Source organism: Mesorhizobium sp. ANAO-SY3R2 (assembly GCF_042466635.1).
Lineage (GTDB): Bacteria > Pseudomonadota > Alphaproteobacteria > Rhizobiales > Rhizobiaceae > Aminobacter.
Genome location: NZ_CP159955.1, coordinates 1178457 through 1188427 on the forward strand (window position 1 = coordinate 1178457; position 9971 = coordinate 1188427).

General features: G+C 59.4%; 12 protein-coding genes, 1 other RNA gene and 1 pseudogene. 6 read left to right on the top strand and 8 right to left on the bottom strand.

What is annotated here, in order from left to right; genetic code table 11:
* Nucleotides 1-21 precede the first annotated feature (21 nt).
* The 6 genes from ABSY17_RS10390 to ABSY17_RS10415 all read right to left on the bottom strand — a co-directional run bounded on the left by ABSY17_RS10390 (nucleotide 22) and on the right by ABSY17_RS10415 (nucleotide 2426).
* Nucleotides 22-336 carry a BrnA antitoxin family protein gene (locus ABSY17_RS10390; RefSeq protein WP_378950004.1) on the bottom strand — a complete coding sequence of 105 codons (315 nt, stop codon included), beginning with the start codon at nucleotides 334-336 and terminating at the stop codon, nucleotides 22-24.
* Entirely contained in the window at nucleotides 333-596 is a 264-nt protein-coding gene (locus ABSY17_RS10395; protein ID WP_378950005.1) for a BrnT family toxin, read from the bottom strand. Before ABSY17_RS10395 ends, ABSY17_RS10390 begins: the two co-directional genes overlap by 4 nt.
* A 103-nt stretch (nucleotides 597-699) precedes the next feature.
* Nucleotides 700-936 carry a ribbon-helix-helix domain-containing protein gene (locus ABSY17_RS10400; RefSeq protein WP_378950007.1) on the bottom strand — a complete coding sequence of 79 codons (237 nt, stop codon included), beginning with the start codon at nucleotides 934-936 and terminating at the stop codon, nucleotides 700-702.
* Nucleotides 933-1130 carry a DUF4169 family protein gene (locus ABSY17_RS10405; protein WP_378950009.1) on the bottom strand — a complete coding sequence of 66 codons (198 nt, stop codon included), beginning with the start codon at nucleotides 1128-1130 and terminating at the stop codon, nucleotides 933-935. Before ABSY17_RS10405 ends, ABSY17_RS10400 begins: the two co-directional genes overlap by 4 nt.
* A 17-nt stretch (nucleotides 1131-1147) precedes the next feature.
* Nucleotides 1148-1675 (bottom strand): SspB family protein, encoded by a 528-nt coding sequence (locus ABSY17_RS10410; RefSeq protein WP_378950011.1) that lies wholly within the window; start codon nucleotides 1673-1675, stop codon nucleotides 1148-1150.
* A 91-nt stretch (nucleotides 1676-1766) separates the two neighbouring features.
* Nucleotides 1767-2426, bottom strand: a complete 660-nt coding sequence (locus ABSY17_RS10415) for a TetR/AcrR family transcriptional regulator (protein WP_378950013.1) — start codon at nucleotides 2424-2426, stop codon at nucleotides 1767-1769.
* A 163-nt stretch (nucleotides 2427-2589) separates the two neighbouring features.
* Here ABSY17_RS10415 and ABSY17_RS10420 point away from each other — a divergent pair, with 163 nt between their 5' ends.
* Both ABSY17_RS10420 and ABSY17_RS10425 read left to right on the top strand, forming a co-directional pair.
* The gene (locus tag ABSY17_RS10420; protein WP_378950015.1) at nucleotides 2590-3795 is read left to right on the top strand and encodes a multidrug effflux MFS transporter; all 1206 of its coding nucleotides are present in this window, start codon (nucleotides 2590-2592) and stop codon (nucleotides 3793-3795) included.
* Nucleotides 3796-4122: 327 nt separating this feature from the next.
* Entirely contained in the window at nucleotides 4123-5136 is a 1014-nt protein-coding gene (locus ABSY17_RS10425; protein ID WP_378950017.1) for a GGDEF domain-containing protein, read from the top strand.
* Between the two features lie 22 nt (nucleotides 5137-5158).
* On the opposite strand, the gene ABSY17_RS10430 is transcribed toward ABSY17_RS10425, so the two are convergent.
* The gene (locus ABSY17_RS10430) at nucleotides 5159-5704 is read right to left on the bottom strand and encodes an AAA family ATPase (protein ID WP_378950019.1); all 546 of its coding nucleotides are present in this window, start codon (nucleotides 5702-5704) and stop codon (nucleotides 5159-5161) included.
* Nucleotides 5705-5820: 116 nt separating this feature from the next.
* Nucleotides 5821-6182: a transfer-messenger RNA gene (ssrA, locus tag ABSY17_RS10435) on the bottom strand.
* A gap of 181 nt (nucleotides 6183-6363) precedes the next feature.
* Between ssrA and ABSY17_RS10440 the strand changes: the two genes are divergently transcribed.
* The 4 genes and pseudogenes from ABSY17_RS10440 (at nucleotide 6364) to ABSY17_RS10455 (ending at nucleotide 9881) form a co-directional block, all read left to right on the top strand.
* A complete protein-coding gene (locus ABSY17_RS10440) occupies nucleotides 6364-6675 on the top strand; it encodes a DUF2853 family protein (protein WP_378950021.1) in 312 nt (103 codons plus the stop codon).
* 179 nt (nucleotides 6676-6854) lie between these two features.
* Nucleotides 6855-7382: pseudogene (locus tag ABSY17_RS10445) on the top strand (thymidylate synthase); the annotation flags it as partial.
* 183 nt (nucleotides 7383-7565) lie between these two features.
* The gene (gene thyA / locus ABSY17_RS10450) at nucleotides 7566-8486 is read left to right on the top strand and encodes a thymidylate synthase (protein ID WP_378950023.1); all 921 of its coding nucleotides are present in this window, start codon (nucleotides 7566-7568) and stop codon (nucleotides 8484-8486) included.
* Between the two features lie 903 nt (nucleotides 8487-9389).
* Nucleotides 9390-9881: a hypothetical protein gene (locus tag ABSY17_RS10455; protein WP_378950025.1), complete on the top strand. Its 492-nt coding sequence runs from the start codon at nucleotides 9390-9392 to the stop codon at nucleotides 9879-9881.
* Nucleotides 9882-9971 lie beyond the last annotated feature (90 nt).

Genomic DNA, 9971 nt, shown 5'->3' on the forward strand with positions numbered 1-9971 from the left:
AGCACCAGCTGGTTGGTTGCCTCAGCCGAGCTTGGCTTTCTTCAGGATCTCGTTGATGCGGCTCTGCCAGCCCTTGCCGGTGGCCTTGAACTTGGCGATCACATCAGGGTCGAGGCGGATCGAAACGACTTGCTTGGGTGCTGCAATTGAGGGACGGCCGCGAGCGCGACGAGCCTCCTCGATCCCCTCGAAGAATTCCGGCGGCAAGACCTCGCGAGCGGGTCTCATCCGCGCCAGTTCATCGTCGGTCAGTTCCGGACTTTCTACCGCGTCCCAGTCTTCCTTGGTGTAGCCGCGACCGGACTCGAACTTCGTTTTCAGTTTCGTGCCATTCATCGCAGAACCTTTCGTTCCCGTGTACTAGCCGGCCGAATACTGACGATCGACATCGCTTCAGTGCCCAACGTGGCGAAGATCACCACTGCGATTCCGTTGTCGAAATAGCCGACTGCCTTCATTCGCCGACGGCCGGTACTGTCCGGACGGGCGGGCTCGATCACTGCTGATTCCCAATTGAAAAACACGACATCGGCAAAATCGAGCCCGTGCTTTTCTATATTGGCCTGCCGCTTGGGTTCGTCCCAAATGATCTTCATTAAATGTATTACGTTTAATGGTTGCGATCAAGTCGGAGTGTATTACGAAAAATCGGCAAGGCAAGTTGTCTGTCGCGGTTATGTGCTCTCTTAAATTGCAGCGTCAGCCCTTATCCACATTGGTTCCGCCGCGCTTTGCCTGGTCCAGCACGTACAGCCGGAGCGCCGAGGACAGGTTGGCTTCGCGCGGACGGTTAGCGTCGACATCGGCGACCAGTGCAGCAAGCGTCATGCCGCGCGCCGCGGCGATGGTGACAAGGTCGTCATAGAAGGGTTTTTCGAGCGAATAGCTGGTGCGGTGGCCGCGGATGGTCACCGAGCGCTTCTCGACCAGACTCACTGGCCGGACTTTTCCGGATCGCGTTCGCGGCGATGGCTGTCGACGAATTTTTCGGCGTGCTCGGCCGAGGCGCGGTCGCGCTGCTTTTCGGCCTTGGTGCGGCCATGCAGCGCGCGGTTCTGCTCAGCCAGCGACTCGCGGTCGCTACGCGCCTTCTGCTTCTTGAACTGGCGGAGATTGACGATGTCGGCCATGGCGACCTCGCCGACGATCACTTCTTGCGGAAAGCGTCGAGGGAAACGACATCGGCGCCCTTGTTCGGGGCCTGTTCGTCCGGCGTTTCCTTCTCGGGTGCTGCCGCTTTCTTCTTGGACTCCGACTTGCGTTCGGGCTTGACCACCGCGACCGGCTCGGCAGGAACTTCCTCCGGTTCGACCGCCTCGGCCTTGACCTCGAACTCGAGTTCGAAATTGACCGACGGGTCGTAGAAGCCGCGGACGGCGGAGAAGGGGATTTCGAGCTTTTCCGGGATGTCGGAGAACGACAGCCCGACCTCGAAGCCGGTCTCCGTCACCTTGAGGTCCCAATACTGGAACTGGATGACAATGGTCATCTGTTCCGGATAGCGCTCGCGCAGGCGGCTGGAAATGCGCACGCCGGGGGCGCCGGTCATGAAGGTGATGAAGAAATGATGGTTGCCCGGCAGGCCCGTGCGCGCGACTTCCGCCAGAACCTTGCGCATCACGCCGCGCAATGCCTCCTGGGCGAGAATATCGTAGCGGATCTGGTCTTCGGCCATAAGTACGTGCGGGTCCGTTTGAATCGTCGCCTTACCTGTAATCAAGCTTGAGGCCGGCGTAAACCGGATATAGCGCCGTACTGCAGGTTGGTTAGCCTGCGATCGCACGAGCCCTGCCGAAAGCGCGCAGGAAGGTGCGCACGGCATTGGCGGCTGCAGTGTGCAACTGCTCTTCGGAAAGGTTGTCACCGAAGATCATTGCCATCTGCAGGTCGGCATTTACCAGCGCCAGGAACTGCCGTGCGGCGACGTCTGGATCGTCGATGTCGAGCCAGCCGGCATGCGCCAGCCGGGCAAAGCGCGCCGCAAGGGCCGCCCACGTCTTTGCCGGCCCATGCTCGCGCCAGCCGGCGAAGAGTTCCGGATAGCGCTCGCCTTCGGTCTGCAGGAGCTTGCGCAGGAACTTGCCGTCGCGGTTGCACAGGCAGTTCTGGTTGAGCCGAACCGCGAATGCAGTGAGGTCCGCTTCGAGATCGACCGGCTTGTCGGGGAAGGTGGCGAGCGTGTCGAAGACTTCGGCATTGATGCGCTCGGTGACTTCCCGCACGACGGCGACGAGCAGGTTTTCCTTGTCGCCGTGATGGTTGTAGATCGTCTGCCTGGAAACGCCCGCTTCGGCGGCGATGAGGTCGATATTGGCGCCGGCGAAACCCTCGCGGCAGAAGACGCGAGCGGCCGCGTCAATGATCGAAAGGCGCTTGGCGCTGTGGCTGCGGGCGACTGAAATGTCAGGAGCGTTGGCAGGTGTCATGGATTTTCCATATACGCCTGATTGACGATTTGGACAAGTCTGTCTAAAAATATGTACTCAATCTGATGCTCCGGTCGGGGGAGCCGCAAGCGCGGATTGTGGAACGCCCTTGGGTTTGCGAGTCGCTTCTGCGCGACCGGAACCAGACCGAAAGATCCACACCATGACACCACAATTCCTCCGCGTAGCGGTCGTGCTCGGCCTTTTGTCAGCCATCGGCCCGTTTGCCATCGACATGTACCTTCCCGCCCTGCCTTCGATCGGCGCGGACCTCAATGCCGGCACCGCCGCCGTGCAGATGAGCCTGCTGGTGTTCTTCCTCGCCACGGGGCTGGCGCAGATCGTCGTCGGGCCGATCTCCGACATGGTCGGGCGAAAGACGCCGCTGTTTGTCGGATTGGCGCTGTTTGCCGTCGGCGGGGTCGGCGCGGCCCTTGCGCCAACAATCGAATGGCTGATTGCTTTCCGCGTCATCCAGGGCCTTGGCGCGTCGGCCGGTATGGTGGTGCCGCGCGCCATCGTGCGCGACCTGCACACCGGCGCGGAAGCCGCCCGGCTGATGTCTCTGCTGATGCTGGTGTTCAGCGTGTCGCCGATCCTTGCTCCGCTGACCGGAAGCCTGGTGATCGACGGCTTTGGCTGGCGCGCAGTGTTCTGGGTCGTGACGGGTGCGGCCGTGGTTGCCATGGTGCTGGTGTCGACCGCGCTCAAGGAAACGCGGCCCGCAGCACAGCGCGCCGAAAGTTCGGTGCGTAGCGCGCTGTCGGGCTATCGTTTCCTGCTTGGCGACCGCCACTTCCTCGGGCTGGTCTCGATTGGCGGTTTCGGCGTCGCCGGCTTTTTCATCTATCTGGCCAACTCGTCGTTCATCCTGATCGATCACTATGGCCTGTCGCCATCGGTCTACAGCCTGTTTTTCTCGGTCAATGCAGTTGCCTTTATCGGCATGGCGCAGTTGACGGGGTTGCTTACGGAACGCTTCGGGCTGCGGCGGGTAGTGCGTGTGGCGGCGACCGGCTACGTCACGACCATGGTCGTGTTGTTGGCCATTTTTGCCTCCGGCGTCGACCAGCTATACGTGCTGGCGTCCGTGCTGTTCGTCGGTTTTGGCTTCCTCGGCCTTGTCATCCCGACGACCTCGGTGCTGGCAATGGAAGAGCATGGCAGGATCGCCGGTACGGCGTCGGCGCTGATGGGGACGCTGCACTTGGCCATTGGCGCCGTGGCCATGGCGGTCGCGGGCGTGTTCTTCGACGGCACGCCGCTGCCGATGGTTGCGGGCATAACCATCTCGGCCGTGATTGCATTCACGCTCGCCCAATTGACGCTCGGCCGTCGGAGCGGGAAGGTGGAAGCGCCTGCGGAATGAGACTAGGCGGGGCCGGGCATTCGTCTGGCCCCGCAGTTGTCAGCGCTCTTCGATTGGGCGTGTGATTTACGCGACCGGGCCGTAACGTCGAGGTCAACTTCACCCGGCTTTGATATCGTCTTATTTACCTGTGGCTGGTAAGTCTTCACCAAGACCATTGGAACTAGAAAGACGACGCCAGGGGCGCCCGAAATTCTGAAGTTCGTACCCTCTTTCCTGCTGCTTCTCTTTGCGACGACGTTCCTGTGCATTTGGGTGCTGGATCGCCGACGCCAGCAGATGTTGTTGTTCTCGCTCGCATTCTTGTGCGTCGGGATGGCTACGGTCGTGCAATTTGCACTGTGGCCGCCGGACATTGGCAAGAGCACTATCGTTTCTGCAATCCTCTATGTCGCCGGACCGCTCTTCCTGGTTGACGGCATGCATGCGCGTTCGTCGAGGCTGGTGCCGGTCTGGCATCACGCGGCCTGGCTGGCGGTCATCGTCGGCTTGCTTTGCTATTTCTACTATCTTGACGACAACCTTCGGGTACGGGCCTATATTCTCAATATCGGGATGGGCGGCATTGTCCTTGGCGGTGCCTGGAGGCTCAGGGACCTGTTGCACGGCAATATCGGGGACCGGGCCATGGTCTGGTTGCTGTGCGGTCTCGGGCTGGCATTACTCGGCCGGACGCTGCTGACTGCAGGCTCGATCCCGGCCGACAACGTCGAAAGTTTCTTTGAATCACCGTTCTGGATCTGGGCGCAGATCGGAATGTCGGTGTTCGGCGTGGCCATGGGCATTTGCCTTCTGGCCGTGGCCGGTTTCGACATGATGCTGGCGTTGAAGGCCGAGCGCGATACGGATGCACTGACTGGGTTGCTCAACCGGCGCGGCCTGCAGGGGCGGGAGCCGCCGCTTCTAGCGACTGGGCGGCCGAAGCCGGTTTGCATCGTTGCCTGCGACATCGACCGGTTCAAGGGCATCAACGACCGCTTTGGACATGCGGCGGGCGACCTGGTGCTGTTGACCTTTGCCGGAACCATCAGGAAGGTGCTGGAGGGCGCTGATGTCGCGGCCCGAATCGGCGGCGAGGAATTCGTCATCGTGATGAATGACGTTTCGATCGGTTCCGCCTTCAAGGTGACCGAGTGCCTGCGGCGCGAGCTTGCAGACAAGCGCTTTGAAGGGCTTCCGGAGGATCTTTCGGTGACCTGCAGCTTCGGAATTTCGCAATTTCTCCCTGGCGAAGGACTGTTCGACGCTATCGCTCGCGCCGACAAGATCCTCTATGCGGCCAAGCGCGCCGGCCGTAACCGCACCTTTGCCGAGGGTCTGCAACTGCCAAGTGCGGCCTGACCGGGTGCTGCCTGTCGCTTGGCTACCGCGAGTGCTCCAGCACAAATTGTAGCCGTTCATCGACGGACGCCCTTGGCACTTCGATGCAATCATAGCCGCAGCCCGTATAAGTCTCGACCATGCTGGCATGGGTGCGCCTGGCCTCGGCTTCGTCCTGCTTGCGTTCGCTTTCCTGGGTGAAGATTTCGGGCCAGTGCGGCAGGACGAAAACCATTGGGTTGTAGCGGAATTCCTCGGCGGCCTTCTCGACATGGGCCGGCACCGGCAGGCCAACGAGGCGCAGGTAGCCGATCACGTCGGGTACGCCGCGGTCGAACCAGACCGGACCTGTTGCTGCCGACGCGATGGCGTGCGAGCGCATCTCCCACGACAGCATGAGCTCGGCAAAGAGTGCTGGATCGCGCCAGGGCAAGGCAGTTCCCGAAATGGCCACTTGATCCCTGATGATGCCGCGTCCGGCCTCGACTGAGACGGCGTGGCCGGCGGCGGCAAGGGCTGAGATCAATGTCGTCTTGCCCGAACCGGGGCCACCGGTCAGCACGAAGAAGTGGTTGGAAATCTGGGGCATGGAATCCATCCGGACATGAGGGCGCGGGCCGACCATGCGCAGGCAGGCGATGCCAGCTTGAAGCTGCCATAGGCAAGTTGCGCGCGGAGCGATGTCGAATGTCGGGGAGGGGGAGAAGTGGAGGTTTCTGTTGCCAGGTACCTCCGAACCCCGCCTAGAAGTGCGAACCGCTAGGACTTGATTTGAAGCTATCGCACCGCATTAAGCAGCGAGACGTGCTTCCGCATAGTTGTCGTTGGCAACTACAAGTTTAGCCCGATAACGGTGGTACAATGCCGAGCAAAAGTCCGATCTTTACACCCTCGTCGATCCTATTTCGCCCCCAGCAAAAACCGTCGCTCTACTGCACGGCAGCTTTTGGTGGAGGCGCCGGGTACCGCCCCCGGGTCCGAATGGCTTATTTCATCGGCAGTTTATCGCCATAGTCAGACAAGCTGACGGAGCGAATATAGGGACGCGCGGCGGAAAAGAAAAGCCCGGAACGGCACGTCGAGCACGCCATCCGCAACAGATTTGTCGGGCGGTTGCCTGATGTAGGGTTGACTCGCGTCCTGCGCGAAACCAAGCTCCGGGAGTTGGGCAGTCTTCACTGCACGTGCACTGCTCAGTGTCGGCTGCCTACGCGGGAGATTGCGTCAATTTCGACGAGGGGAGTTCACATGACCGACTATCTTGCAGACGTGAAGAAATACGATGCCGGCGCCACCGACGAGGTCGTCAGCAAGATCGTCAAGCATCTGGGCATCGCGCTCCGCAACCGCGATTCGGCGCTGGTTTCTTGCACCGACCCCAAGGAACTCGACCGGGTGAAGGCCGGGTGGATCGCCAAGAAGCTGGGCGTCGACGATGACAAGACAGCCGACAGCGTGCTGGAAAAGGTCTGCAAGGAGATGGCAGCCGACCACACCAAGAACCGCGTCACCTTCTACTATCTGGTGGCGAAGGAACTCGGAATGCTCGGCGCGCTGTAACGCTGCGTCGGCAGCCTGAGATTTGCCGCGCCGCAGCTTTGCCGTAGGTGAGACCGTGACAGGAGCGCCGATGTGAATGCCGGCGCCCCGCGTCGCTGCTGGGGAAAGGGCGAGCTTTAATTTCCCCCGCTCCGCCGGGTCCGGTATGATCGCGGAAATTTCCGAATCGAGCCCGACCGATGCGCCAATATCTCGAACTTCTCAGCCATGTCCTGGAAAACGGCACCGACCGGGGTGACCGCACGGGCACCGGCACGCGTTCGGTCTTCGGCTACCAGATGCGCTTCGACCTGGCGCAGGGCTTTCCCGTCACCACCACCAAGAAGCTGCACCTGAAGTCGATCATACACGAACTCCTGTGGTTCCTGGCCGGTGACACCAACATCAAGTACCTCAACGATAATGGTGTGACGATCTGGGACGAGTGGGCCGACGAGAACGGCGATCTCGGACCGGTCTATGGCAAGCAGTGGCGCTCGTGGCCGACGCGCGACGGCGGCGAAATCGACCAGATCGCCAACCTTCTGGTGCAGATCAGGAAGAACCCGAACTCGCGACGGCTGATTGTGTCCGCCTGGAACCCGGAGGAGGTGGACGCCATGGCGCTGCCGCCGTGTCACTGCCTGTTCCAGTTCTATGTCGCCGACGGCAGGCTGTCGTGCCAGCTCTACCAGCGCTCCGCCGACATTTTCCTCGGCGTGGCATTCTTTTCCGACGTCAAGCGTATACCGTCGATACTAAGTAGTTGGACTAGAAGAGTTTTATCCTCATTCTCAATGGTACCGGTACCATCGTCAGTGTGACACTGTCCAAACTCGCGACCCAGTCGGCGACTTGCTTGGCTTGGCCGCCGTCGCCACAGTGTTGTTAGAACCAGCGGACCTCGGAAAATGCTTCGTCATCCAGAATACCAATACCTTGATCTCATCGAGCATCTCCTCGAAAAAGGCAGTCGCCGTATCGATCGCACTGGCGTTGGTACCCAATCAATGTTCGGCGCGATGATGCGCTTCGATTTGTCCGACGGAACCTTCCCGGTCTTCACGACGAAGCGCGTGTATTGGAAGACTGCGGTCAAAGAGATGCTTTGGTTCCTGACCGGGCAAACGAACATACAATCATTGCTTCGTGAGAACGTCCGCATTTGGACCGATTGGCCGCTCGACAAGTATCGAAAGGCCACAGGCGAGAATATTTCACAGGACGATTTCGAGGCAAAGGTGCTGGCCGACGACGAGTTCGCGCAACGGTGGGGTGACCTGGGGCCTGTATATGGCAAGCAGTGGAGACGATGGGTCGATGCCAACGGCAAGGAGCACGATCAGATCGCGACGCTCATCCAGACCTTGAAGACTAACCCTGCCAGCCGTCGAATGCTCTTTCACGCGTGGAATGTTGGTGAACTGGATCAGATGGCGCTGCCTCCGTGCCACATGACCTATCAGTTTTACGTTTCCGAGCGAGAAGAGTTTGGGGAGAAAAAGCAAATAATCTCAATGCTTTGCCTTCAAAGGTCGGCAGATTGTGGGCTTGGGGTTCCATTCAACAGTTGTCAGCAGGCGGCTCTACTTGCAATGATTGCGCAACAGGTTGACATGGTTCCTGGGGAACTGATCTGGATGGGCGGAGATGTCCATCTCTATCTGAACCACTTTGACCTTGCGAAGACGCTGCTATCGCGGGAGCCGCGGCCTTTCCCGAAGCTGCGGTTAATTCGGCGGCCAGATACGATTGACGGTTATCGGATCGAAGACTTCGAAGTAACTGGCTACGATCCGTATCCGGCCATTGAAGCACCTGTGGCTGTCTGATCGACCATATTTGAACAATTTGGAAGGCATTTTCCAAGTTTAGTTGCGGCTTACGGATTGGAATAGGGGCGGCGTTCACTAACGTCGCCTGACGTTAGCCCCTGCTCTCGACATCAAGAATCGACCACCAAAGGTTGTGCTGGGGGTGAATACCCTCGGCTGAGCGTCTTGCAGCACTAACGATCTCTTTGTGTTGCCCCCGAATTCTTGTTGCCGGGACCGACGATTAAGGCTGGACGCAGACATCCGACGGCAAGTGCGAGCGCTGGGTTTGCTGAAGCGTGCCAAGCAGGTCGGCACAAGGCTCGCCGATAAAGGGATCGCTATCCACGGCCGAGCAGCCTCGTCGATGAAGTTGTCACATCTCAATGAATGGTTGGATGCCGAGCGGACCTCTCAGGACGTCATTGAGCGAATCGCCGCTTGAGGCATGTTTCGGAGTAGTATGCCAATCACAATAAAGTGATCCGGTAGCAAGGCGGGCGATGGAAGCCTTTCCGGCGAATCTTGAGTCGGTCCGACCAAGCGTCGCTCGGCGCGCGACTTGCAAGGATTCGAGGATCCCCATCGTGCATGCATGGCGGAACCCGAGAAGCGGCCTATTCGAGCCGAATGAATCCCTCCTGCAAGGATTGGATCCTTCAAGTCAGCAATAGTCGTGTGCGGAGTGTGGTGTAAATAAAAGGAGTCGTAGAAGTATTCGTTCTCGTAATCTAAATCCATGTATTGTTGACATAATGCACCACATAAATGAGGCAGAATTTCCTGCAGGCGATTAATTGTCATCAATTATGACAGAAAAAAGTATCATATAACCACTTGACCGCGCGAAAGTTATATTATTGTCATTTCATACACGAGTTCTGGGGGCCTTGGTGTCGCCGGAGAACGGAAAGGAAGGGCATGACAAAGTGCAGGAGGGAACCGTTCGCTATCGGATACGTGCCCCGGGAAGAGGGGCTGGTTTCGTCGAGGGATATTCCGCCCGGTCCGATTAAGGCGATGGCAAAATCCCTTGAAATGTTGGCGAACGGGCAGGGAACCTTAATGATCTCATCGCTGGCCACGTATGGCAGCGAGCCAAGCATCGCCCCGACGATCCTGGAGTTTGCCACCGGCGAAACTGCAAACTGCGCCGGTGGGCGCAACTGCGCCCGGCTCTACCTGGCCCTTCAGGGAATGGTTATTCCACTTAGACACACCGTCACCGGGATGGACCAGACGAGCCTCGAATGGTGGCTGCGGGCGATGGCCGAGTACGCCACTGACCGATGGAAAGGCAGTGAACAGGGTGTGAAGGCCATCGCGGCCGCGCAGCCCTTGATCTGGCAACAGACACTGGCGGCCACCTTGGCTTGGGAGAACGTGCAGCGGAGATCAGCGTTTCCGAACTGACTAGGGACTGAGCGGGGGGGATGCTCAACTGAGTTGAACGTAACGCTGAGAGGCACTGTTGCCGTCAAATGGCGAGAAGCAAACCGAACG

What these genes read in the sequence shown, in the direction of transcription:
- ABSY17_RS10390 (WP_378950004.1), bottom strand. Translation starts at nt 336, where the DNA reads ATGAATGGCACGAAACTGAAAACGAAGTTCGAGTCCGGTCGCGGCTAC.
- ABSY17_RS10395 (WP_378950005.1), bottom strand. Translation starts at nt 596, where the DNA reads ATGAAGATCATTTGGGACGAACCCAAGCGGCAGGCCAATATAGAAAAG.
- ABSY17_RS10405 (WP_378950009.1), bottom strand. Translation starts at nt 1,130, where the DNA reads ATGGCCGACATCGTCAATCTCCGCCAGTTCAAGAAGCAGAAGGCGCGT.
- ABSY17_RS10410 (WP_378950011.1), bottom strand. Translation starts at nt 1,675, where the DNA reads ATGGCCGAAGACCAGATCCGCTACGATATTCTCGCCCAGGAGGCATTG.
- ABSY17_RS10415 (WP_378950013.1), bottom strand. Translation starts at nt 2,426, where the DNA reads ATGACACCTGCCAACGCTCCTGACATTTCAGTCGCCCGCAGCCACAGC.
- ABSY17_RS10420 (WP_378950015.1), top strand. Translation starts at nt 2,590, where the DNA reads ATGACACCACAATTCCTCCGCGTAGCGGTCGTGCTCGGCCTTTTGTCA.
- ABSY17_RS10430 (WP_378950019.1), bottom strand. Translation starts at nt 5,704, where the DNA reads ATGCCCCAGATTTCCAACCACTTCTTCGTGCTGACCGGTGGCCCCGGT.
- ABSY17_RS10440 (WP_378950021.1), top strand. Translation starts at nt 6,364, where the DNA reads ATGACCGACTATCTTGCAGACGTGAAGAAATACGATGCCGGCGCCACC.
- thyA (WP_378950023.1), top strand. Translation starts at nt 7,566, where the DNA reads ATGCTTCGTCATCCAGAATACCAATACCTTGATCTCATCGAGCATCTC.
- ABSY17_RS10455 (WP_378950025.1), top strand. Translation starts at nt 9,390, where the DNA reads ATGACAAAGTGCAGGAGGGAACCGTTCGCTATCGGATACGTGCCCCGG.